The organism is Solirubrobacter ginsenosidimutans, assembly GCF_027587205.1.
Window position 1 is genome coordinate 1 of the sequence record NZ_JAPDOD010000011.1, and the last position, 24,090, is coordinate 24,090.

A 24,090-nucleotide genomic window follows, 5' to 3' on the forward strand; every position below is an offset into this window, starting at 1 on the left:
TCATGCTCACCGAAAACGACCGCTACCTCGCCCTCGCCCTCCCCACCAACCCCAACTGGTGAAGAGCGGTGCTCTACAGCTACGCGCAGCTGCGAGACGCCGTGGAGCTCCGCGGCAGCCGCTACCTGCCGCTGTTTGAGCGCTACTGCACCGCGATGCGCGCGAACACGCGCGTGCTCGAGTGGTCGTGCAAGGTGCTCGACGGTCGCTTCGAGGGGGCGCGCTTCCTGCATACCGCCCGCCAGCAGACGTTCGCCGCGGCCCAGCCGGCGGTCGACAAGCTGCTCGCCGGCGTCGGCACAGGGAGTTTCGGGTGGCTGCGCGAGCTGGCGGGCGACGTCGGCGAGGGCGTCGCGCTCGGCTACGCGGAGTGGGGTCAGGCGGGTGCGCGGCGCGCCGAGCTGAAGCTCTATGTCTCCACGAGCCGGGTCGCCGCGGTCTCCCCCGTGATCGCCGCCTTCGTGCCCGCGGGAGCGAGTCCACCCGACGGGACGCACAAGGTCATGGTCGCGGCCTCGATCGACGAGACCGGGGAGGAACGGCCGCGCGCCTACTACCTGTGGCGGCGCGAGGGCGGCGACCCCGGAGCGTGGTTGCAGCGGTGGTGCTCGCCCGAGGAACGCGAGCTGATCGAGGCCAACGACGGCCGCACGCTGTCGATCGCGTTCAAGGCGGAGCGCCGCGACATGATCTACCTGACCGCGCCGTTCGCGCAGGAGACCGTCCGGCGCATGGTCGCCGCGCAGCTGGGCCCGCACGAGCTCGCCGTCGGGCAGCTCGAGAACCTGCGCTGGATCGGGTTCTCCAAGCGCGGTGAAGGGCTCGCTTCCCGCGAGCTGAACGCCTACTTCCGCACGTCGGGGATGGGCCATGCCTAGGGTCGTGGTCGGATCCGAGTTCTTTCTCGACCTCGACCGCTGGCAGACGCTGGAGCGCACGATCCTGCCGGAGCTGGTCGCCCGGCGCCCGGCACTGCGAGCGTGGAGCGCCGGCTGCCACCTCGGCAAGGAGCCCTACTCGCTGGCCATCCTGCTCGACGAGCTCGCCCCCGGGGGCGGCCACGACCTCATGGCCACCGACTTCGACGCCCGGCTCGTCGAGCGCGCCCGCGCGGGCGGACCGTTCAGCGAGCATGACGTCGACCGCGTGAGCGCCGAGCAGCGCGCGCGCTACTTCGCCCCGGGTGGCCCGCCGTTCTCCGTCGCACCGTGGCTGGTGAGCACCATCGCGTTCGGGACCCACGACCTGCGCCGGGACCCGTACGCGTCGGACTTCGACCTGATCCTCTACCGCGATGTGCAGCCGTTCTTCGACGACGCGGTCAACCGGGACGTCCTGCGACGTCTGAGCGCCGCGCTGCGCGACGGTGGCGTGCTCTTCGTCGGCAGCACCGACACCGTCCGGGACCCGGCGTCGCTCGGCCTGCGACCGCGCGAGCCGGGCTTCTTCGTGCGTTCCGCGTGAGCGGTCCTCGGTCAACGTGGTCGGTCGATCCGCTGCGTTGGTGAGTACCCTTCGACTCGTTTTGCGTCTCTAAATACTCGCGCTCCTGGCCGCAACGTCGCTGTTCCCCGCCGCCGTTGCGGCTGCGACGTTCGGTGAAGCCGCACCCTCGACGGTGGCAGCCACGCGCCCGGACTGCACCGCTCCGACCGGAGCCCCGGGAGAGCTCTTCGCGATCGAGGGTCACGACGTGCGCTTCCTGCAGGTGAGCCGCACCGGCGTCACACCAGGGCCTGCAGTCGGGCTCGATTCGGGCGTCTCCGCCTGCGCAGCCGTGGCGACCAGTGCGAGCGGCGCGGGCGTGGTCGCGTGCTGTCAGGGAGCTGATCTGCTCGGGGGCCTTGCGCATCTCCTCCACCAGCGCGTGGGCGCGGGGCGCGCCGAGCAGTTCGACCGCCGCGGGGACGATGTCCTTCGCAACACGCGGCGGCGGCCCGCGGACAAGGCCGACGGGCAGATTCTTGAGCGCACCGCCGCGCCCGCCCGACGGCAGCGGGGGCAGCGAGACGGCCGGCGCGGGCGCGATCGGCAGCGCGTCGGCGGCGAGTCGCGCGACCAGCGGGAACACCAGCACCACGACGACCGCCGTCAGCACGACTACGTCGAGTGCCGTCACGGCGATGCGCGCCTGCGATGGCGCGCTCGGCTGATGCTCCGCCGCGGCCATGGCCGTCACGACCCTATGCCGAAGGCGTGACTACGGTCAACCGCTCCGCGTCCGCATGCCGACGGCGGGCGGATGACTCCCAGACGAGGCTCACTCGACCGGCCGCCCCTCAACATCGTGCTTCCGAGCCAGCGTTAAACACCGGTACGGCTGGACGCCTGGTTGGTAACACCAGCAGCGGCGGGCGCGTGGCCCGCTCCTCGATGTCAAGCCGTCGAAGCTCGACCGCGCCCGCGCGATCCCGATCGGCGACGGCCTGGGCCGCGTGATCGCGCAGATCATCGTCCACGTCAAACGCTCCTACGGCACCAACGAAGTCCCGGCCTGCGACGGCTGGGACGCCAGCGAGAAACGCGCCGGCCCGCACGCGGACGGCAGCGCGCTGGTGCTACGCCCGCATGACTGCCGGCGCGCGTTCGCGTCTGAGCATCTCGACAACGACACGCCGATCCACGTCATCCAGGCCCTGTTCGGTAACGCCAGCCCGGACACCGTGATGGTCTACGCCAAGCTCTACCCCGCGACGCTGATCGACGAGTACCGCAAGACCGTCGGCGCTGCCTGCGCCGATTTCCACGGGCCCGACAGCCTCCGCGCCCCCAACGCCGCGGAATGGGCCGAGTTCGCGCGCAGGGTCGAGCTGCGCGACATGGCAAGCACCTGTGCGCGCTCCCGGCCGGCGAGCACTGCGCCCGCGGCCTGGTCTGCCTCGGCTGCAGCTCCGCCCAACCCAAACGCAGCGCCGCATCGCTGTTCGCGCGCATGCTGAGCAGCCACCAGTCCGCGCTGGAGGCGCGCCCTCGGCGGCGGCGAGCCCGCCGGCCAGCTCGCCGCCCGCGAACTCGAGGTCCAGCGCATCAGCGGCGCGCTGCGCCGCGCCCAGAACCTCGATGACGACCTCGCCGCCGCCATCGAGGCCGCCTGAGCCCTGGCTCGCGTCTACGCCGCCGCCTCGTCGTCCGCGGGCGAGTCGGCGAGCGCGTCCTCCAACCGACGCGCGAGGGCGTCAATCGTCTTCGCGAACGCCGTCACCGCCTCCAGGGCGCCCTGCTCGCCCCAGCCGGCGACATACGGGATCGACTCGCCGCCGACATCCAGACCGACCGACCCGCAGACAATGAACGTCACCGTGTCGACGATCGCCTCGGCCCGCTCGCGACCGAACTGCGCATAGCCGACCCGACGGCATGCGCGAGCTCGTACACCAGCACCCGCACCTGCGCGTTGGCCGCCAAACCGGCATCGACGAGCCTGGGCGGTCCGGTTAGGCCGCGTAGCGTGCTCGTACCTCCGGGTGCCGGAGGTCAGGTGGACGGTGTGGATCAGGTGGTGCAGATGAGCGTCGAAGTCCCGCCGCACGCAGAGCTCGATCCGGCCAGGATGCCACGGACCTCATCGGTGATGACAGCCTCAATGAGCAATCTACGCCGGGTGGCGGCGGACGGGCGCCGGCAGCGCTCCCGCCCACTCGTGGGCCGGCGTCCGCGCCCGCTTGAGACGCTGACTACGGGATGTGCTTCGCCCAGTAGATGCCGTCTCGTTCGGTCGCGCGAGGTTCGCGCCAGGCGGCGTAGATGAACCCGTTGTAGACGGCGAGCGCCGGGGTCGTCGCGGTGGATGCACCGTCGATGAGGCTCCGCGGCTCCCAGGCCGGAGCGGCGGCGCGGCTCCAGTACACCTGCGGGCCGATACCTTTCCACGCCATGAACAGCTTGTCGCCTGTGCCGGCGAGCCCCATTCCGGTCGTGCTGTCGAAGCCGTTGAGTCTGGTCGCCGGCTCCCAGCGGCCGTCGAAGACGTCGTACCAGAGGCTGCTCTCAGACTGTCGCCGCCATGCCATCACGACGACACCGTGGTCGACGGCGAGCGCAGGACGCCCGTCCGCGATGGCTTCGGGGACGGTGTTGGCAACGCTTCCCTGCGGTGCCCAGCGCGACCCGTCGTTCGTCGTCCAGTACAGATGGTGGTCATCGCCGACGCCGCGCCACGCCATGTACAGCCGGCCCTGGTTGGCCGTGAGCGCTGGGCCGTAGCTCGTCCCGACGCCGGAGACGCGAGCCTGCGACGTCCACGAGGATCCGTCCAAGTAGCTCGTGTAGATGCTGGTGCCGTTTTTCCAGGCCATCCATAGGCGTCCGTCGAATGCGGCGAGCGCAGGCGATGTTTCGGTGGTCGAGATGCCCAAGCTCTGCTGCGGAGCCCATGACGTTCCGTCGTACGACGTCCAGTAGAGATGGTGGTCATCGCCGACGCCTCGCCACGCCATGTACAGCCGGTTGTAAAACACGGCCAGCGCCGGGGATGTGCCTGTGCCGACGCCCGGGACCTTCGCTTTCTCGCTCCACGGACGGGGGGCGGGCGGAGCAGGAGGAGCAGGGATGCACGCGCCGGCGCGGTTGCTCCACCACGACGCGACCAGGTCGGGCCCCGTAGCGGTCGGCATCGCTGGCTCTGCGTCGCAGATGTCCGCGATTTCCCCTTCCTTGAACTGGTCCCGGCTCCGATCCTCCCATGCGGTCGGCGGCACGGGGTCGGTGACCGCTTCTTCGATCTCGTGCGTGGCCCGAGCGGTCGCGTCGTTGAACGCCGCGTCACCGACGGCTGCGCCGAGCGGCGTTGGGGCCTTGACCACCGCGATCGGCAGGACGGGGTGCATCGGCTTGAACACCGATACGCCGGGGATCGCGTTGAGCAGGCCGGCCAGAGTCGGGATCACGAAGTGATAGCCCCACCAGGAGCTTGAGGCGACCGCGTGCTCAGGCACGAAGACGACGACCATCGGGTCGTGGTCGTTGTATTCCCAGATGCCGGGCGGGCCGTCGTTGCCGGCATCACCGGCGACGCGGCCGCGGAGAATCTGCTGGGTGATGAACGTTCCGAGCAGCGGGTAGCCAGTGAGTGGGTTGTCAGAGCCGACCGCCGGCGGCGGGTCCTCGTCGACGAACCGCATCCCGATCTTGCCGCCGTTACGGATGCCGTACTCGCTGAGCTGGTCGAGCAAGCTTCCACGGCCGTTGAACATGGAATCGCTGAGCGTGTTGTACAGGCACGAGTAGCACGCGTTGCGGAACGCCTTGCCCCAGAAGATCACGTAGATGTTCGGATGGGTCATGACGGGCCCGGCGCCGCGCGTGACGTGCGGCACCGCAAACGGCGCTCGCAGCCCGGGCGACGGGGTGCTCTCCCCCGGTGCCGGCACATCGGTCTTGGTGAAGCCGTCCGGAACCTGCAGCTGGTCGTTGGGGATGCACGTGTGCTGGACGCTGGTAGTGCGGAGCACGACATGCCAATGGCCCGCGGCGTCGCGGTACTGGAGCCGGAGCGCGACGTTGGGCGGAGCCTTCGCGATCGTGAGCGTCGGCGAGAGCCGACGCATCGAGGCGGGCGCGACCGGCAGGTTCGCGGCGTACCAGCCTCGAGTCAGGAACGGCTGCGAAGCCTGATAGCTCACCGCTGACAGCCCAGCGACCCTAGAACGGCCACGGAAGCTGGGTTTGCGCGGCTGCGGGACGCCTACCAGCGGCTTGGAGCCGCCGGCGAACGCGACCTGCGACTTGCGGACGAGCGCCTGCTCTCGTTCCGTTGCGGCGGCCGCGTCCCGCAGCGACGTGGCGATGTAGCTGCGCTGCGCGTAGTCGATCGACGTCGTGGTTCCGTGGCGATTGTCGACGAGCACCGCGGTCCGCGGCAGCCACGCCTTGGTGTCGGGCTCTTGGGCGTAGTCGGTGATCATCGACTCGCCGCTAGAGACGAGCTCGACGCGGCGGTTGCCGCTCGCGCGTTGATGCAACTCCCATCCCGGGGTGCCGGTGCAACTGTCCCCGGTGGGATCCGCTGGTGACGCCGCGGCGTCGCTGATGCCCGGCAAAGTGAACACCGCGGCGAGCGCGATCACACGCCACACAGCGTGTAACGCGCGGCGTCGCCATTGCGTGCGTCGCGGGGCACGGCGTCGTGGCCGCGGAACCGGCATGTGGGTGTACATCGCCTTCCTCCGTGTGGGAGTCGGGGCGCACGTGACCTTCCCCGGGGCCGAGGCGGACGGAGCTGGAGAGGCCGAGCGTCGGGAGGGTGACCCTTCGACGGGGTGCTCATCGCCGAGTCGCGGATATGCCAAAGGCACGCACCCAGACGTGCGCATGTCGAGCCGGAATATGGCGTAGCGCTTAGGACGAGCACAGCGTTCACGCTCTGTCCTTTACGCGCGCCGTCAGCGGCGGCCCTCACGACAATCCCGTCGACCGTTAGCGACTCGGGCACCAGCCCCCACGCGTGCAGCAGGATCCACATGCCCTGCTTGCGCATTATCGCGGCCACGTCATCGGCGGCCGGATTCTGCGGAGCGTCACGACCCGGCGACGACCTCACGGAGTCCGCAGCATGGCCGGGAAGGAAATCGACGGTAACCTGGCGCAGCGGCGCGTTCACGTGGCAGTGGCGCCGCGGGCTGCCGAGCTGAGTGCGTCCCGGTGCGCACGCGCGGCGATCTCCGCGCCCGCTGGGCATGAAAGCGATCTCGCAGCCGCGGAAGGGCTCACCGACCCGATCCTGCGCGACGAGGACGTGGCTGACCGGCTGCTAGCGCTCCCGAGCTCGGCCCATTCGCGTCCGCGCATATCATGATGCTGCTCAGCCGCTCCCGGCATCCCGTCGCTGGACTCTTAGACGCGCATTCGGACCGGAAGTCATACCGTCCTGGAGGCGGGTTAGATTGCGCGCGCCGTGAACGCTCTGCAAAGCATCGGGTTGCTCGTTGCGCAGGTTTCGACGCCCACGCCAACTCCGACCTCCACGCGATTAAGCGTTGAGCTGGTCGACCAACCTGACGCGTGGTGGCGGGCGTTCGTCGTGCCAGCCAGCACGTTGATCGCGGCACTCGTCGGCGGTATCGGCGGCGTGATGCTGGGTGGCCGCATCAACCGCACCACGATGGAGGGGATCGAATCGACCCGTGCCGAGCGGGAGGAGCGGTTGGACGCGGCGAGAGCGGAGCGAGAGGAACGACTGGACGCGGCCAGAGCGGACCGAGAGGAACGGCTCGACACGGCGAGGGCGGAGCGGACGCTCGCCGGAGAGCGACGACAGGCGTTGGGATCAGTGAGACTCCTCATGGACGACCTTCGAAGTGCCGTGCTGAATTACCAGCATGAGCGTGACAAAACGGGCGACAATCCACTGCTCCCTGAGACGATGGACACCACAATCCAGCTGCGGCCCGAGGACAAACAGTCGATTGCGATCTGGTCCACGGACGAAGCGTGGCGCCTCATCAGCTTGACCCTCATGCACGTCGAAGCCGACAACTTGCTCCGCGAGCAGCACCGCCGCGCCATGCGCGCGCATCCGGATAGGTTCGACGCCGACGCGTATCGCCGCGAAGCCGCCGAAAATCATGATCGTACGAACCGCACGCTCGAATTGCTCGCAGATCTAGCCGACAGATTGGGAAGCGGTTAGACGGCGAGCGGTAGAAGGGCCACCCTGAGCAAAACGCGGTCGGGCTCCTGAAAGCATTGGCACTCAAGTGGCCGCCGCGAGCGACGCCGTGTCGCTGACGACGCTGGCTCGTTCGCGCTCGATAACGCGCAGACCGACAAGCCGCCTGCAGCCCTGGCCAGCCATCAGGAGCCATGAGCCGTGGTGGCCGTGACCGGGCCGGTCAGTGCCCGGACCCGCCGGTAGCCGCCTGCGCGAGGCGGAAGCCGGCCGTGCCGCAGGGCAACTGCTCGTCGACGACATCGCCGCGCTCGTCAAGCGTTCGCAGGAGACGTAGACCACAGGCCGGCGGACACGCGACGCGCCGGCGACACGCCCGGCGCGCCCCGGACCATTCAGCAAGCGAAGTTGAGACGACGGCGCGCCGTGCTCCCGCGCCTTGCCGGACCCCGGGACGTCTGCCCCGCGTTCTTGCGATGACCCTCCGGCTTCGGCTCGCCGCCGGGAGTGGGACGGCGAGATGCAGTGGCGCGGCCTCGAGATCGGGCGTCTAACGACGCGCAAAGAATGGGATGCCCTGTTCTTCCGGGACGGGGCCGTAGCGCGTCGGGCGCGCCGCGCGCACGACGATCTCTCCATTGACTCGGCGACCGGCGCGGACGGCGGCGCGTGCTCCGGCTGGGAGCCTGAACGCCATTGCTCGGGCCTGCCTGGCGTGCAGCGTGCGCGTGATGGCGAGCACCCTCTCGTGCTTGCCCGCATGGGTTCGCCAGCGCAGATGCAGACCGACGTGAACCCGCGGTGTGCACGCTGCCGTCACGCGAACGTTCAGCCGGCCCGCATGTCCGACGTGCGGACGCCGAGCGGTGACCACGTCAAGACACGGCTCGGGGGCGATGTCGCCGTACAGCCGACCGCGATCGCTGGTGTGGACCCCGTCATTGAGCAGCGTCGCAAACGTCCAACCGAGAGGCTCGGCCGTGTACCACCAGCGACCGACCTCCGGTCTGTCGAGCGCATTCGTGAAGTTGAAGTCCAGCAGCAAACAGCGCACGACTCTCGGCGCGTCGCGGCGGCAGCGACCGAGTTCCGTGCCCAGCTGGCCCCCCTCATCGCCGTCGCTTTGCTCATAGACCGGCTCGAGCGCCGCACGAGCCTCGCGGGCCGGCAACATCCGGCGCGTGTCGACGTGGACGACCGCTCCGGCGCCGCCCCCGGTCGTCGTCGTCAGCCTCATACGCACGCGATAGCGCCCTGGAGGTGGGACCGACTGCAGGCCGAGCGCGCCGTCGCCGGGTGCAGGCGCCTGGCCGCCGCCGTCGATTGTCGCGCCGGTCTCGAGGTCGCGCACGCTGACCGTGATCGCGCCGGGTACGCCGGCCGCGTACCCGACCACGCCGCGCTGGAAGGTCGCGAAGCCGTCATGGGACATCGCGATTCGCGGCCGTGGACTAGCAGCTGGCACGAGCGCGCGTAGGCTCGTGGGCGGTTGCTCGAAGCCCTGGTCGTCGGTGAACAGCAACGAGCCGTCACGCGCGAGCAAGATCGCACCGGCGTACTCGTCTTCGCCGATCGGCAGCTCGGAGGCGAACAATCCGAGGCCGTCACCGTTGCCCAGCGCCCCGTACGGTCGCTGGTTCGCCGTCAACAGCGACGTCAACGCGCCATCTGCTCCGACGTGAACGAGCGTCACGCACACGGGTTCGGCCTCGTCAAACTCGCCGGCGGCGCGACAGTCAAATCGCATCGCAAGCACCCCGCCATCGGTCGACGCCGCGAGGGGCCCGCCGAACGAGCCGGGTGCCAGTAGCCGCTGGCTGCCCGCGAGGTCGCCGACGAACAACTGCCCGCCGCTGACGTACGCGAAGCGGCCACCCGGCAACGGCGCGAGCGCCCCATGCGGAACTGTGAGATCAGCTCCGTTTGGCAATGGCTGCACGAGCCCCGCTGGGCTGATGGCGAACATGCCGCGCCGGCTCGCGACCAGGTCGCTGCCATCGTCCAGAACGGTCACTGCATCGATGCCGAGCGTTCCGAGGCTGTCGCTCCAGTCCCCTGGAAGAGCGGCCACCGGAGTCACCGCCCCGGTGAGCACGTCGACACGTTCGAGCGCGTGAACGTCGGAAACACCAGGTGTCGGCTCCGGAACTCGCAACACGGTGCTCGGTGAGTCCGCGGCGAGCAAGGAGGCGCCGTCCGTGCGGACCACGTGCACGCCGCCGTCCGCGGCTAGTCGCATCAACTTCCCCGGCGCGTCCCCGAGGTAGTCGTGCTGGCCCCGCACGGCAAACACGACGTCACCGTTCGCCAACTCGGCCAACGCGGAGATCGACCCGTGCGGCACGAGCGTGAAGACACGCGCTCCCGGGTCCGCGAACGTCGCGCCCCCCGCCACCGGAACGCAGACCACCAGCGCAACCGCGACGATCCCAGCAACGGCCTTGACACACGCGCCGACCACGAAAAGATCCTCCCACTCAGAACCAGATCCGTCATCCGGCAAACACCTGATCCTGAGACCAGCGCCCGCCCGGTACGCGCCACCGATCGCCGGCCTCCCTCCGAGCCACTGCGTGCGAGAGCGGACGCGACGCTCAGGGCGCTCGCCGCAACGCGGGCCCAGCCGCGGACCTATCCGGGTGGTGAGCTTGACGAGGTGGGCTTCGCCTCGTGAGGCTCTTGACCTCCACGATGTGTAGGACGCCGTTCCACTCCCGGCCGACGTCGAAGGCCGCGCCACCACGCATGGCGATGGGCGTGAGGCCATGGCGCTCGAGCACCTCGGCCACTGCGTTCTGCGTCCGGGCGTGCGCCGTGGCCCCGCGCGCCTGCAGATCCGGATTGGTGTCGAACTTACGCCGCTCGCGGTCGCGGCGAGCGTCGGAACCGGGGCAGTTGATGACCAGGGAGCCCGGCCAACCCTTAGCGATCGCCTTCTCGGCGTGCGCCTTGATGTTCGACCGCATACCCTGGACGCCTATCGGCGGGCTCCAGCCGACTACCAGAGGCACGCTGGTCGGAGTTGCCCTGGACGTCTCTGAAGGACGCAGAGTGATGCCGACGTTTGCCGGGCGCCCTCGAGCGTCGCGATCCCGTTTCTGAGCGAGAGGCAATGACGAATCTACAAGCGGACCGGGCCACGGCCGAGGCGCTCGCGGAGGAGGTCGCGGCCTCGACATCCTCACGCCGGACCTGGCGCAAGGTCACTACCCTGCTCGACCGCTTCGGGGTCCACCGGCTCACCACACCGGTTCGTCATCGGATCGCCGAGGCGCTCGACGTGGCCGGACTCTTGGTCGAGCCGCCTTTCACCGAAGTCGAGCGATACGGGACCGTACGCCTTTCATTGCGCGGGCGATCGTCTCCTGAGACGAACCTGCCAATCGCAGCGGCCGACGAAGCGATCCGCGTGACATTTTGGAGGGCTGGGCAGCCACCGCGGGAGTTGATGTTCTCGGCCGCGCGAGCAGGCGACGGAGTTCTCTGGCTGGACGTGGATGTCTCGCAGCTGAGCGAGGCCTCAGCCCTGCTGGGGCTGCTGCAGCCGCTCTGCGAGAACCAGTTGAACCTGGCCATGCTCGAGGACCTGTTCGAGGCGGATTCCCTGCCGAAGGTTCGCGCGTACACCGAAGACACCGCAGTCCGCTGCGTGTCTTCGTTCGCAGTGCGAGCCGAAGAGGACGAGGCCAACCCTGACAACGTCGACGAGAGCAAGGCCGGCAGCCTCGTATTCCAGCCGGTCGAGTTTCTGGCCGGTGAGCGTTGGCTCGTCTCGTGCTGGCACCGTGCCCGGATCACGCGCGACGGCGCCGACGAGGCGGGCGAGTTGACCCCGGAGGATCACTCCTCGCTGGTGGAAGAGATCGCCGAGCGCTGGCCAGCGTCTGGCCTGTCGAGTGCGGGCGACCTCGGTCTCATGGTGCTCTACGAACTGGCCCGGACCTACACGCGCAGCCGCAGGGTCCTCTACGCCTGGCACGACCAGTGGGAGCTGGACTTCTTTCGGCGTCGCGAACGGACGGAAACCGTCACGTTGCTGCGCATGCGTGGGCTGATCGCTCACCTCAAGGAACATCTTGAGGCGCTCAACCAGCCGGGGATGTCCAAGAATCCGCGGCTTGTCTGGTTCGCGCACGCCACCGACGGCGTCGAGGCTGAACGGATTGACGACATCATTGATCGGGCGCTGGCGAACCTCCGCGCACTCGGTGACACGCTGCGAGCGTCGATCGACCTCCACGCCACGCTTGCCTTCGCGCAGCAGAGCCGGCGGGCCGAGCACTTCCAGGAGCTCGTCGCGATCGTGGCGGCCGTCGTATTGATACCGACGCTCGTAGCGGGGATCTTCGGAGCCAACACGCGGCTGCCCGGCGAGGGAACCTGGCTTGGATTCGGCCTGATGATCGCTGCGATGGTGCTGAGCGGGGTGCTCGCGTACGCCGCCATACGCGGGCAACGAGGGCGCGGACATCGGAAGTGACCCGCTTACCCCGCTGCCCTCGACGTGCCGGGCGTCGCAGCCGCGCGGGAAGCGCGAACGCTGACGGCCAGCGCTGCACCGCCGGGAGCCGCCGGCGGTCGGCGTCGCGCTCGGCGAGCGCGGGCGGCCGTTGGACGAAGGTCATCGCCAGCCGGTCGACGTGCCCCAACGCCGCCGCGTTGACCTCGGTCAGGCGGTTCTTACGCCGGTCGACACTCGCTGACGCGCGATACCGCGTGACGCCCCGGAACATGGAACTCATCACGCCCGGCAACGCTCATCGAGCGGGTGATGTTTCGTCCAAGGGAGGTCGAGCACGTCGCTCGTTCAGACGGCGCTGACGCTGACCGTCTTGCTCGCGCGGTTGCCGACCGCGTCTTGGACGGTGACGCGGATGACCGCGACGGGCCGCCGTCCTCGGCGGGATGCGCGACTGAGCGCCTGCTGCGCCTGCGAGCTCAACGCGACCCGAACGCTCCCGGGCTGGTCGGCGAGCAACTCGCGAGAGCTCGCCCGCAGCGCATGGCGCCGGCCACCGACGGTCAGCACTCCTGTGGCGCTCGCGCTGCAACGCTCCGAGCAGCTCACGGTCACAACTGCTGCCCGACGCGTGCGGAGACGTTGCCGGGACTGCGCGTCGACGCGCAGCAGTGGTGCGGTGGTGTCCGCGGCGGGAACCGGGGTCGGGATGGCGGCCGGCGGCTGCTTGGCGGCCGTCGGAGGAGCGCTCGGCGCGACCGTGACCGTATATGGGCGCGTGGTGCGATTGCCGGCTTGGTCGACGACGGTGACCGACCCGGTCCATGTCCCGGCGAGCAGGTACGTGTGGCGAACCCACGACTTCCCGGAGTACGAGGCGCCATCGCCGGTGCTCCACTCGATGCTCGCGACGCCTGAGACGGCATCGCTGGTCTCGACGCTGACCAGCATGTCCAAGCCCGCGATGATGGGCGAGGGCTCGGAGACCGTCGGCGGGGTGGCATCGACGTAGAGCATCGCCGTGGTCGGCGTGGTCTGCGGCGCGTACGTTGTCGGGTTGTCCCAACACGGCTGCGTGAACCCGCTGAAGAGCAAGCCGCGCGCGTTGTACCAGTCGAGGCTGATGTCGTCGGCGAAGGTGATGGAGTAGGCGCCCTCGGGGATGTCGCTCAGGCGCGCCGGGAGGTCCTTGTTGCAGCGGTGCCAGACGCTCTCGGTGCTGAGCTTGTACGCGACGGCGCCTGTGGAGCTGCCCGCGCTCGAAGTGCGAATCTGCCACTCAAACACGCCGGCCCCCGACTGGACGTACGTCGGCGGGTGCGCAATGGGGTAAGCGGCGTCGGCGGCGCTCACGCCGGCCGCGAGCGCGACTGCCGCAACCGCGAGCACCGTGACCAGTCGTCCCATGACCGCGCAGCCTACGCGCAGTGGAGAGGCCTGTGGGACAGATCAACAAACATTCGAGCGTTGCCGATGTCGCCGCTCGCGACGGGTGGGCACGCTCTAGGGACGAACCGCCACCGACTCTGAGAGTGCCCTCGAAGGCGGGTTATGGCGAATGATCCGCTCGCCCCGGGAGCGGTGGCGAAGCTGGGCCGGCTCATTCGACGTCCCGACGGCTCGAGGTCAACTGAGGCGGTAGCTGAAGCGCTCAGCGCGAAGCTGCTCCTCGACGATCTCCCACGGGTCGTCGATCGTCGCGTGCCCGCCTTGCGCCGTCGGGCCCGCACGATCCAGCGCGATGTCGCTTACGAGCACAAGTATCGAATGCGGGTAGGTCCGCGCGCTGTCCACTTCCTTGCGCGTGAGTTCGATCGATTTGATAGTGCGAGTGCTTCCCTTCACTTCGACGCGAGCGGCGGCGGCGCCCTCCTGGACCTCATAGTCCCAGGAGAAGCGTTCAGCCGTGCGTGTGATCTTGCTCCATCCGGCGCGCCTCAGCTCGTCAAGCGCGACGGTCATCGCCCGCTCCTCGACGACCTTGCACTCGGCCGCCGAAAGACGACGGACGATTGCCGTCGTGGCGATTGCGCTAGACGGTTCTTCTGCTCCGGACTCCATCAGGGCGCGATCGAGAATCTCGGCGCTAGCTGCAGTGATCTGTCTGACCGTCATCAGTGTCTGGGAGTCGAGTTGATAAGCCCCCGGAGCGATTCGCAGCGGCTTGCCAGAGGCTCCAGTGATCGCTCGGGCATCGGCTTCCGGGACGACCCGATCGAACCGCTGGGGCGTCGCGTCGCTCGCGATCAGGTGCCATGCGGCGTCCCAGATGTTGGGTCCGAACCGGGCTTTCGCTGCCTGAAAGTCGAGCACCGACTCGACTGTCATGCGACCGATAACGATCAGCCGGCCATGATCGTTGCCGAGTACGTACATGCGGTCGCCTGCTTGCACGCCGCGAGACAGAAACTGATCACTCGCAGTGTGAATGAGCGGGTCGCCAGCAGTTCCGCGGTCCTCAGCGTCCTGCCACGTCTCTCGTCGCCAACTCTGGATGAATGCTCGCGACACGATGTAGCTCCTTTGGTATGGCGTCCTTGCCGACGTGCCCGGAGTATCCAGGACGAGCAATCCGGTGGGCAGGCCCCGCGACAAGAATGGCCCGGACGGACAGGCGCCAACACCGCATCGCCCTTCAATGGGGCTTATGACGCCGACCGCTGCCTCGACCCGGAGCCAGGGAGTTCGACGACGTGGGCGTGGTCGGCGACGGCAGGCCGCACGTACGGCGGCCTGTCAGGTCGGGGGGCGGCGACGTGGTCCGCTTGCGGTGGCGGGGGCCGAAACGTTTAGAGCTCACCGTCGTCGAGTTGCGTGTGGCACGTCTCACGAGCACCTACTGCGGTCGTGGCGGTCGGCTTGGTCGTCAGCCGATCATGCGGGCCGGACGATCGCGAGATCGGGCTTCACGTTGTCGCAGGATAAGGCGTTCACCCGATGGCCCGAGAGGAGGGGCAGGCGTAGGGTTGCGGTGACGATCACGGAGACGAAGCGATGGGTGGACGACCGCACGGACGGGTGGCGCTGATCCTGGGTGTCTGGGTTCGGCGAAGGGACCGGACCGATGGCCGGCGGGAGATCGCACGATCGTGGGAGCGCCGCCGCGGCGTGGGTCGTCGCGTCGGGCGTCGGGCCGCCCTGATCGGGGTGCTGGTGCTCGGTCTGGTAGTGCCGAGTGCGCGGGGGGCATACGAGAGCGATGGCGTGTTCGTGCTCGCCCGCGGCTTAGCGTGGCCGCACGACGTCGCGATGCTGCCCGACGGCAGCGTCCTGGTCTCGAACCTGCCGTCGTCGGCGAGCGCGCCGACCTGGCAGCTGTGGCCGGATGGCCGACGCGTGCGCGTGCGGGGCTTTGACGCCACCGGGCTGGCGGTTGCCTCGGACGGGAGCGTGCTGGGAGTCGACGGCACGTCAAACGTCATTCGCCGCTGGGTACCTGGACGTCAGCCGATCGTCGTCGCCGGTGGCGCCGGACGCGGGTTCAGCGGCGACGGCGCCGCAGCGTCGGCCGCACAGCTCTCGCTGGACTTCGATGACAGCCAAGGCATCGTGCCCTTGCCCTCAGGTGGGTTCCTGTTCGCCGACACTGGCAACCGGCGGGTGCGCGCCGTCGACGCGTTCGGCGTCATCACGACGGTCGCGGACGCCGATCGCCAGTCCTTGGAAGGGCCGTCCGGGTTGGCCCTCGCCCGCGATGGCGGATTCGTCGTGAGCGACCAGGGCGGGTTGCGGCACGTGCGGCCGGACGGCAGCACGGAGCTGCTCACCGACTCAGCGGATACCACCGGCGACGTCGAGTCGCTCGCGGACGGCGCTCTGTTGTGGACCAACTCGTCAGGTCGGCTGCGAACGCTGGCGCCCCAGGCCAACGGACCCGCGCTGATCCTCCGTTCGGGAGCCCGGCATCAGTGGGACTTCGCAGGACGCTCGGTGACCGCTCGCGGCCTCGGCCAAGCCGCGCATGAGGGGCTGTTGATCGCCAGCGACCGCGGTGTCGTCTACCTGCCGCGCGGACCTTCGGCCTGGGCTCTGGTGGCGTTGCGCGACACCTCGATCGGCCCCAAGCGCCTGACGGCGGTCATCGAGACGAGCCGCGCCGGCGTCGCGACGCTCGAACTGGTGCGCGGCGGCGACGTGATGGCCCGCACGCGCCAGCCCGTCGGACTTGGCCACGCGACGCTACGCGTCAATCAGCAGCCGAACGGACGCCTCTACACCTTGCGCGTCGCACTCCACAGCGAGGGCGCCACGACAGCGCGCGATGAGGTGACGGTCCTCGCGGCACGCGAACTCGGCGTGGCGCGCGCGAAGGAGCTGCTGGGCGACGCTCAGGAGGAGCAAGCGAATTACGTCATCTATCGCTCCGATCGCTGCCGGAGATTCGGAACCCGACGCGTCGATTGCGAGATCCGGTACCGCGACGAATACGACCTCGACAACGTGACGGAGACGTGCGACTCGATCGCATCGATCGAGCTGCAGCGCAGCGGGATCGTGTTCAGACGACAGTACGCCTGCGGCGATCGACGTCGCGGAATCTTCAGAACGCAACCGGAGTGGGACTCGCGGATGGGAGTGGAAACGCTCGGAGGAAGCGACTTCTAGGCCCGCCGCCGTGGCGCGACTGATCGGCGGAGCTAACCGTTGCACGCCGTCGGTCCTGGCCGGAGCAGCGTGCTTAGCCACTCGCTTGCCAGGCGCACCATTTGCCCGGGGTCACGGCGGCGTATCCGCTGATCATCGGCCGGGCTCGCTGAGCCGACCATGCACCGCAACCGCCCGAGCGACGCGCCGGCCGGCGGGACGCGCATCGCTTTCGTCTGACCGCTGTGCGGGCTTGCAGCACGATCTCGCGTCCGCGAACTGGCCTTATGACATGACGCGTTGGCCGGTGCGCTTCTAGGTGCGGCGATCGGGCCGGGTGTTGGTTGGCTCGAGGCCGAATTGGTCGGCCCACCATCGCAGCCCGTGGTGGCTGTCGATGGCTCGTAGGAGTCGGCCGTCGTTGATTTGGCGCAGGTCGCGTCGCGGCGGGAACATGTCCCGCTGGGCGCACAGTACGGCGAGTTCGGCGCGGATGCGTGGGTCGGTCCATTCGCGCGGTCGGCCGCCGTTGTGGCATTGCCGGCAGGGCTGTGTGAATTCCTTGCTCCAGCGGGCGCGGCCGCCGTGGTGCGCCACGGCTTGGCTGAGCGCGCGCAGGCCGTCGCGAACGAATTGGGCCTCGGTCGGCCAGGCGACCTTGTCCTCGAGATACAACGTGAGCCCGGCGCGGATTCGCTCGTCGGTCCATTCGCGTGGCGAGGCCACCCTGGGCGCGATCGGCAACCCGATGCGGTCGGCCCAGACTGGCTCACCACCCTGGGCGACGATCTGGCAGTAGAGACGGAGGCGGTCGCTATTGGCAAACAGCTCGCGTGCGGGCCATTGGTCCAGGTTGCGGGTGAAGGCCCGCAGCTCGCGCTCGACACGTCGCGGGCTCCACCGGTGCTGCGAGGCTCCGAGCTTGCCGGCGTTGATCCAGTCGCGACGCTTGGCAAATCGACGGAGCGGGGTCGCATGCAGCGCGAGACTGGACAGGTCGTGTGGCGCCGTGCCCGCGGGGCAGATCGTGGTCCGTTCGGCGGTATGCCCACGACCAGGCTCAACGAAGACGCACTCGATGACCGTGTTCATGACCTGGCGCCGCGCGTCGGAGGGCATGCCGGACCAGTCGCGCTCGAGCTCCTCGACGGGGGGCAGCTGATGCACGCCGACGCGCCGTTGCGCGTCGACGGCGTCCAGGCGCGCGCTTCGCAGCCGCTGTTGTCGGGCGATCAGCCCGCGCACGAAGGCGTCCTCGCCGAGTGAGGCGTGAACTCTTGAGCTGTCGCGGTAGCGAGCGAGATCTTCGGCGGCCTGCTCGACGCCGTGCAGCGCATTCGCCACAGCCGCCAATGGAGCGCCGCGCCGACGCGCCAGCAGCTCGAACATCACGTCGGAGACGACCGGCTCGAGATGGTCATTCGCGATGTAGGCGGGTCGCGGGCAGCGTCCGCCGGGGAACGCTCCACGACAGCCCCACGTGCGGTGCACACCGTCCTTGCGCCTCGCCGGGACCTGCGCCATCCGCCGGCTGCAGCTCGCGCAGCGCACCAGCCCGGCCAACAGCAGCCCGATCGATTCATTGCCGTAGGAGCGTCGCGTCGGACTCTGCGCGGCCTGCCAGACCGGCCCCGGCACCAGCGGCGGATGCGCGCGCTCGTTACACACCAGGCCAAAGTGCACCTCGCCCAGGTAGGCCCGATTGGCCAACGTGTTGCGCACCGTCTGATACGACCAACCGCAGTTGCCCTTGGCAGTACGAACGTCATGGCGTTCAAACCAGCGCCCGAGCTCCGGCAACGTCCACCCGTCGGCGCGCAGCGCAAACGCCTCCCCGATCAGCGGCGCGGTCCGCGGGTCGGGCCGCAGCCGCCCGGAACGCGTGCGCCGATATCCAACCGGCACGACACTTGCGATGAACACGCCGCGATAGACGGCGCGCAGCTTGGCGTCATGCCACGACTGGCGATAGCGGGCCAGCTGCCACTCGGCGGTGGAGAGCAGGATCTGCATCACCATCCTCCCCGCCTCGGTCCGGGTATCCAGCCCGTCCTGGGCGGCAAAGAACTCACCCCCGGCCGAGCGGATGCGCTCAATGAGCTGCACGCTGTCCAACAGCGTGCGCCCGAAGCGGTCCACCCACGCCACCACCACGCCATCAGAGATGCCCGCCTCGACCCGCGCGACCGTCTCCAACAGCAACGGCCGATCAGCCCGCGCGCCAGACTCATCGAGCTCCTCGACCACCCGCAACAACCGCGCCCCGCGACTGCGCGCCCACGCCTCGAGGTACTCCCGCTGCAGGTCCGGAGAAATAAAGCGCTCCCCAGAACGAGGACCCACGCGCGAGACGCGCACATACCCATCCACCACCAACCGCGGCTCGTCCACGCTTGAACGCATCAGGCGCTCCTCTCATCAACTCGGCCGATCCAGACCGACCGACAAACCCTGACGCCACGACCGCGCAGCGTCCACGGCCAAAAGCTCAAAACCCTCCCAACCGAACCAGCCGGATACACCAGCACCTTGGGGGCGAGCCCCGCGCCCGCACGCCTATCACCACCATGACCCGCGATCTCAACCCCATCCTCCTCGCCCTCGACCGCGCCGCGGCCGCACTTTCCGAAGCGGCATCAGAACTGACGCTGGCGATGTTGGCCGCCGGCGCGACACCGCTATCGCACGACGCCTACGTGCTCTCCGAAGCCATCGAGGCCGAGATCGTCGCCGTGACGATGACCCGCCTTCGCCACACACCCAGCGCCTGACAACGCCTCAACCACGAACAGACACCCTCGACCCCTCGGCGGCCAGCACGGCGCCCACTCCATGAGACAACGAGTCCGCCTAAAGAACTGCGACCCGCTGTTGCTTCTCGTCCACAGCAACAGTTGCTCCACAGCGTGAGGAGATTCACCTGGCGCGAGCGGCAGAAGTCGGGCCGGACGAGACGTCCGCTTCTCGCTTGGGTCCTAGCCGAACGGGCCTCCGGTTGTGGTTGCATAACCACCGAGGGCCGCCCGTCGCGAACCCCATGCGTGCCTGCTTGTCCAGGGCACACCGTCCGCGGTTGCCGCCGGGACGTGGCGGAGGAACCGTCGCAGTCGTGCGAGTAGCGCCGCATCGGGGGGCGGGAAAGCCGTCCACAGGGCGAAGGGGATCCCGTCAGCACGGGGCACGCTGGACGGAACGAGGTCGCCGGCGAACACCGGCGCGCCGTCGTCTGACCGGGAGTGGGTGCTTCACTGACAGCGCTAGCTGCGCGAGCATGCAACCTCTCGATGTGCTCATGGAGAGCCGGATGCGGTGGAACTCGCAAGTCCGGTTTGGAGGACGGCGGCGAGGACCACCGGCTGAAAGCCGGCACCGGCACCGACACCGGCGCCTCGCCGCCGACCCTGCGCGCGGGTGCGCCAGGCGGTGCGCCAGGACTGCTGTCGCACCGAGAAGCGGAGTCTCGTCCTGCGTTCCTGGTCGTCGTACGTTTCGCCGGCGAGTGTCACCCACAAAGCGATTGACCGTGCCGCCGACCGCCGACTAGCATCGGGTGTGCCGGTGGAACGTGACAAGACCGCAGCAACCGATCCCAGGGATCGCGCGTCGCAAATCGACTCGCGGAGCAGTACACCAGCATTTGGCGCGGAGACGGGTTGCGAGGAGGAAGCGCGGGTCCCGACGACCCCGATTCCGAGCGAGCCGCAGGCTCGTGCGGATCTCGGCCCAACACAAAGCGACAAGACGGCGTACCCAGCCCTGGCCTCTGCGCTGAAACCCGCGCACAGCCACTTCCGCGCGGTTGCGCAGGCCTACATGTACTCGAAAGGCCCGCTGGCGAAGGGCCAGGAGGCCTCGTCGGGGGCGGACCAGGCGGCGATGGCGCGCTTCTATCCGCATCTTCATGCTGCCTTTGTGGAACGCTACGGCATCGCGGAGTACCACTGGTGCGCGCATGCTCCGGCGGCCGCGGTGCTGACCAGTCGGCGTAGAGGGTGGCGCGCGGAGTGCCATGTGTGGCTGTTCATCAATCCACGCGGAGCATGGCCCGCCATCGAAGCTACGCTCAACGATTGCAGCGTGCTCAAGGACGAGATCGAAGACAGCCTTAGGGGCTCGGCCCGCGGGCGTTGCTTGCACATGCTGTTCGAGGTCATTACTACCGCGCTCGCGCTGCTTGACGATTTCACGCCACCGCCTGCTTCCGCAGCGGAGCAAGGCAGCCAATCTCGTCATGGTCGAAAGGCCGCTGCGCGAGATAATCCTCTGGAACATCTCCGAAGCCGGATGGGCAAGGTCCGAGGCCAGTTCGAGCAAGCAGCCCGCCGTTCGATGCAGTTGGTTTATCTCAGCGGGATGTTTGCGTGGACACTCCTAATCGCCGCTGCCACTGTCGCGATTCTTGCGATAGACGGAACGGCTCTTGGCGATCACCTGGCGATCAACGGGAGCGATGCGCGACGGGCGATTGTCAGCGTGCTGGCGGGCACGGCCGGTGCGTTCATGAGCGTGTTGCTGCGCATGACACGTGATCAGGGCATCGAGGTCGATGTATTGGTAGGCCGAACTATCGGTCATGTGCTCGGGGCAAGCCGCCCGTTGCTCGGCGCAATTTCGGGCATCGGCGTCTACTTGCTCCTCGCGAGCGGCCTGATACCGCTCGCGCCGAGCGACCCATCCCAGGTGAACGCACTGTACGCTGCATGTGCATTTGCCGCAGGGTTCAGCGAGCGCTTGGTGCCGGACATGCTCGGGATCGCGACCAACCAGCTAACGTCCAGCGGCGCCTGAGCCGATGAGCGGAATCGGTCCTCCTGGATCGCCGGCCTCGGCCACTATGGCCCGCCTCGACCCGAAAACGGTGGTCGGGACTCTCGGTACGCTCAGCCTCGGCGTCATAACGCTCCTCACGGTGTTCGCGGTCGTCGACTGGTCGGCGGCGCAGACCGCGCTACTGACCGCCGAACTGGCCGCGATCACGGGCTTCGCCGCGGCACTCGTCGCGCACCTCAAGCCGGGGACGGCGCAGGAACATGTCGCTCTCGCGGCGACGTTCACAGCTACGGTCTCAACTACTTTAGCCCTCGGCACCGCATTCGATTGGTGGACTCTGACCGGACAGGAGGTCAGTGCGCTTGTCGGCGTGGTCACCGCCCTAACCAGCGTCGGAAGCGCGATGATCGCTCGACAGCACGTCCGCGAGCTGATCACGCCAAACGGTGAGCCTGCGCGGGGTAGGCGACCGCCGGGACCGCCCGTGGGTAGTGGCAGCGACGAGGACTGAACGGACTATCGAGCCTGGCCCAACCAAGCGTCGAACTCGTCCGTGCCGCCGCGCTTGATGATCAGCATGGTGCCGACGCTCGCCAGCTCCCACCACGAGTCGCACAGGCTCTGGCCCCACGGCATTTTGGCCGATCGATCTGAGCCTTGACCTCCGGCGACCGTGGTAAGGCAGGTCTCATGGCATAGGACCCGCTTCGATCGTCTTGGCGGACTTGAGGGCACCTACGTCGTCGCCTTTACGGCGCCCGACCGACTCACAGCGCTCTTGGAAATGCCGCCACGACTCCCGCGCGCTGTTGGGACGGACGAGGCCAAGAGGCGCCCGTCGGAACGCAATCGGCCACGACCGCGATCCTCCTGAATCCGTAGAAAGCTGGCATGTGCAGGGCGACGCCTGGCGGTCGAATACGGGCCGCGTGGCGCGGTCGAATGTAGGCCAGTCCTCCCGCGTCGGGCGGCATAGGTCAAGGCACGCGCGGGGTGGCATCCGCGCAGACCGAGATAAGCCCAGGCACCCGCCCTCACCAACCGTCCCTGGCGCCAACACTGCGCTACCGCTCTTCGTCGTGGCTGTCGCACAAACGGTCGGATCTGTCCGAGCGGATCAAGACGATTTTGGTATGCCGCAGAACTTCCTGGCGTGTGATCGCGAGCAGGAGTTGTTGTTGCCGCCGAGCCTGCGCGAGTGGCTGCCGGAGAATCACCTGGCGTGGTGCGTCATCGACGCCGTCGGCACGTTCGATCTGGCCGCGTTCTACGCGGCCTATCGTGCCGATGGGTGGGGTCGCGCGGCACACGAGCCGGCGATGATGGTGGCGTTGTTGCTGTACGCGTATGCGATCGGGGAGCGCTCGTCGCGGCGGATCGAGCGCCACTGCGAGCACGACGTCGCGTTTCGGGTCATCGCCGCCAATCGGATCCCTGATCACGCCACGATCGCGCGCTTTCGTGTCCGGCACTAGCGCGCGCTCGCGGCCCTCTTCGGGGACGTGCTGGCGCTGTGCGCCGAGGCCGGGCTGGTCGAGGTCGGGGTGATCGCGGTCGACGGCAGAAGGTGCACGCCAACGCGTCCCAGCACGCGACGCGCGATTACGGGCAGATCGTGGCTGAGATCCTGGACGAGGCCGACGCCGTCGATCGAGCTGAGGACGAGCGCTACGGCGAGCGGCGCGGCGATGAGCTGCCGGCGGAGTTCTCGAGCGCTCAGGGGCGGCGGGGGTGGCTGCGCGAGGCCAAGCGCCGGCTCAAAGAGCGACGCGCCGAGGAGGCGCGCCCGGTTCCCGGCTCGCGTCGCGACCGCCTCGAGGACGCCAAGCAACGGCTGGAAGGAGAACACCGGGTCGAGTGCCAGGCCAACGCGGCCTATGAGGCCTACCGCGCCCGTGGACGGATGAAGGACGGTCGCCGCTTTGGCCGCCCGCCGGACCCGCACGAGCCGCCGGCCACGCCTGCGGGCAAGGTCAATCTCACCGACCCCGATTCGCGCAACGTCAAGACGCCGCGCGGGTGCAGGGCTACAACGCCCAGGCGGTTTGCACACAGAATCAGATCGTGATCGCCGCCGAAGTGACGCTCGACTCACCGGACTTCGGGCACCTCGCGCCGATGATCGCGGCCGCCGAAACCGAACTCGCCGGGGCCGGCATCAGCGGGCCGTTGGAGATCGTGCTCGCCGACGCCGGCTACTGGCATCACGTGCAGATCGAGCAGGTCACCGGCCGCGGAGCGGTCGTGTTGATCCCGCCCGACGCCGGCAAGCGCCAGGGCACTCGCCCGGGCTGGAACGGCGGGCTCTACGACTTCATGCGGCGCGTGCTCGCGACCGATCGCGGCGGCGAGCTCTACGCCAACGCAAAGGCATGATCGAACCGATCTTCGCCGACACCAAGTTCAACCGACGCTGCGACCGATTCCAACGCCGCGGCCGATCCGCCGCCCGCTCGGAATGGCGCCTGATCACCGCCACCCACAACCTGCTCAAGCTGCACCGGCACCAGCTCGCCATCGCCTGACTACATGCCCGTAGGTCGCGAGGCGGGCCGCGACGGGGCCATGCAACCACCTCAACACCTTTTCGACCCCGCCCCGGGTCTCAATAGGTTGCGCCCGGGCGCGGTGCCGGCGACCCGCCTCACGACGGCAATGATGAACTACCCAC

General features: G+C 68.7%; 21 protein-coding genes. 14 read left to right on the forward strand and 7 right to left on the reverse strand.

All coding sequences use genetic code 11. The features are described 5' to 3' along the window. The first annotated feature begins 68 nt into the window (after nt 1–68). The 4 genes from OM076_RS13405 (at nt 69) to OM076_RS13420 (ending at nt 2,939) form a co-directional block, all read left to right on the forward strand. Nucleotides 69–878, forward strand: coding sequence for a hypothetical protein (locus tag OM076_RS13405; RefSeq protein ID WP_270040478.1), 810 nt, complete (start codon nt 69–71; stop codon nt 876–878). Beyond that, on the forward strand, nt 871–1,464 hold the full coding sequence (locus tag OM076_RS13410) for a CheR family methyltransferase (protein WP_270040479.1): 594 nt from the start codon (nt 871–873) through the stop codon (nt 1,462–1,464). Before OM076_RS13405 ends, OM076_RS13410 begins: the two co-directional genes overlap by 8 nt. Nucleotides 1,465–1,693: 229 nt before the next feature. Then, nucleotides 1,694–2,200, forward strand: a complete 507-nt coding sequence (locus tag OM076_RS13415; protein WP_270040480.1) for a hypothetical protein — start codon at nt 1,694–1,696, stop codon at nt 2,198–2,200. 235 nt (nt 2,201–2,435) lie between these two features. Next, nucleotides 2,436–2,939 carry a site-specific integrase gene (locus tag OM076_RS13420; protein WP_270040481.1) on the forward strand — a complete coding sequence of 168 codons (504 nt, stop codon included), beginning with the start codon at nt 2,436–2,438 and terminating at the stop codon, nt 2,937–2,939. 170 nt (nt 2,940–3,109) lie between these two features. Here OM076_RS13420 and OM076_RS13425 read toward each other — a convergent pair whose 3' ends face one another. Both OM076_RS13425 and OM076_RS13430 read right to left on the reverse strand, forming a co-directional pair. Continuing rightward, on the reverse strand, nt 3,110–3,298 hold the full coding sequence (locus OM076_RS13425; RefSeq protein WP_270040482.1) for a hypothetical protein: 189 nt from the start codon (nt 3,296–3,298) through the stop codon (nt 3,110–3,112). Between the two features lie 376 nt (nt 3,299–3,674). Beyond that, a complete protein-coding gene (locus tag OM076_RS13430; protein WP_270040483.1) occupies nt 3,675–6,065 on the reverse strand; it encodes a PLL family lectin in 2,391 nt (796 codons plus the stop codon). 827 nt (nt 6,066–6,892) lie between these two features. Here OM076_RS13430 and OM076_RS13435 point away from each other — a divergent pair. Then, nucleotides 6,893–7,627, forward strand: coding sequence for a hypothetical protein (locus OM076_RS13435; protein ID WP_270040484.1), 735 nt, complete (start codon nt 6,893–6,895; stop codon nt 7,625–7,627). Nucleotides 7,628–8,156: 529 nt separating this feature from the next. On the opposite strand, the gene OM076_RS13440 is transcribed toward OM076_RS13435, so the two are convergent. Further along, nucleotides 8,157–10,109: a hypothetical protein gene (locus OM076_RS13440; RefSeq protein WP_270040485.1), complete on the reverse strand. Its 1,953-nt coding sequence runs from the start codon at nt 10,107–10,109 to the stop codon at nt 8,157–8,159. Nucleotides 10,110–10,200: 91 nt separating this feature from the next. Continuing rightward, nucleotides 10,201–10,572 (reverse strand): hypothetical protein, encoded by a 372-nt coding sequence (locus OM076_RS13445; protein WP_270040486.1) that lies wholly within the window; start codon nt 10,570–10,572, stop codon nt 10,201–10,203. Between the two features lie 146 nt (nt 10,573–10,718). On the opposite strand from OM076_RS13445, the gene OM076_RS13450 reads away from it, so the two are divergent. After that, nucleotides 10,719–12,086, forward strand: a complete 1,368-nt coding sequence (locus OM076_RS13450) for a CorA family divalent cation transporter (RefSeq protein ID WP_270040487.1) — start codon at nt 10,719–10,721, stop codon at nt 12,084–12,086. Nucleotides 12,087–12,413: 327 nt separating this feature from the next. Here the strand turns inward: OM076_RS13450 and OM076_RS13455 are convergent, their stop codons facing one another. Then, the gene (locus OM076_RS13455) at nt 12,414–13,472 is read right to left on the reverse strand and encodes a PKD domain-containing protein (protein WP_270040488.1); all 1,059 of its coding nucleotides are present in this window, start codon (nt 13,470–13,472) and stop codon (nt 12,414–12,416) included. A 219-nt stretch (nt 13,473–13,691) separates the two neighbouring features. Further along, a complete protein-coding gene (locus OM076_RS13460) occupies nt 13,692–14,441 on the reverse strand; it encodes a protein NO VEIN domain-containing protein (protein WP_270040490.1) in 750 nt (249 codons plus the stop codon). A gap of 642 nt (nt 14,442–15,083) precedes the next feature. Between OM076_RS13460 and OM076_RS13465 the strand changes: the two genes are divergently transcribed. Further along, complete coding sequence (locus OM076_RS13465; RefSeq protein ID WP_270040491.1) at nt 15,084–16,670, forward strand: NHL repeat-containing protein; 1,587 nt, start codon at nt 15,084–15,086, stop codon at nt 16,668–16,670. A gap of 294 nt (nt 16,671–16,964) precedes the next feature. On the opposite strand, the gene OM076_RS13470 is transcribed toward OM076_RS13465, so the two are convergent. Beyond that, nucleotides 16,965–19,040, reverse strand: a complete 2,076-nt coding sequence (locus OM076_RS13470) for a recombinase family protein (protein ID WP_270040492.1) — start codon at nt 19,038–19,040, stop codon at nt 16,965–16,967. Nucleotides 19,041–19,216: 176 nt separating this feature from the next. On the opposite strand from OM076_RS13470, the gene OM076_RS13475 reads away from it, so the two are divergent. From OM076_RS13475 to OM076_RS13505, 7 genes are all read left to right on the forward strand, one after another. Continuing rightward, nucleotides 19,217–19,420, forward strand: coding sequence for a hypothetical protein (locus OM076_RS13475; protein WP_270040493.1), 204 nt, complete (start codon nt 19,217–19,219; stop codon nt 19,418–19,420). A gap of 787 nt (nt 19,421–20,207) precedes the next feature. Continuing rightward, complete coding sequence (locus OM076_RS13480; protein WP_270040495.1) at nt 20,208–21,437, forward strand: hypothetical protein; 1,230 nt, start codon at nt 20,208–20,210, stop codon at nt 21,435–21,437. A 46-nt stretch (nt 21,438–21,483) separates the two neighbouring features. Then, nucleotides 21,484–21,930: a hypothetical protein gene (locus tag OM076_RS13485; protein WP_270040496.1), complete on the forward strand. Its 447-nt coding sequence runs from the start codon at nt 21,484–21,486 to the stop codon at nt 21,928–21,930. 568 nt (nt 21,931–22,498) lie between these two features. Beyond that, the gene (locus OM076_RS13490) at nt 22,499–22,894 is read left to right on the forward strand and encodes a transposase (RefSeq protein ID WP_270040497.1); all 396 of its coding nucleotides are present in this window, start codon (nt 22,499–22,501) and stop codon (nt 22,892–22,894) included. Nucleotides 22,895–23,034: 140 nt separating this feature from the next. Next, nucleotides 23,035–23,487 (forward strand): hypothetical protein, encoded by a 453-nt coding sequence (locus OM076_RS13495; RefSeq protein WP_270040498.1) that lies wholly within the window; start codon nt 23,035–23,037, stop codon nt 23,485–23,487. After that, complete coding sequence (locus tag OM076_RS13500; RefSeq protein ID WP_270040499.1) at nt 23,484–23,795, forward strand: hypothetical protein; 312 nt, start codon at nt 23,484–23,486, stop codon at nt 23,793–23,795. The genes OM076_RS13495 and OM076_RS13500 overlap by 4 nt, the downstream gene beginning before the upstream one ends. Further along, nucleotides 23,792–23,944 carry a transposase gene (locus OM076_RS13505; protein ID WP_270040500.1) on the forward strand — a complete coding sequence of 51 codons (153 nt, stop codon included), beginning with the start codon at nt 23,792–23,794 and terminating at the stop codon, nt 23,942–23,944. The genes OM076_RS13500 and OM076_RS13505 overlap by 4 nt, the downstream gene beginning before the upstream one ends. Nucleotides 23,945–24,090 lie beyond the last annotated feature (146 nt).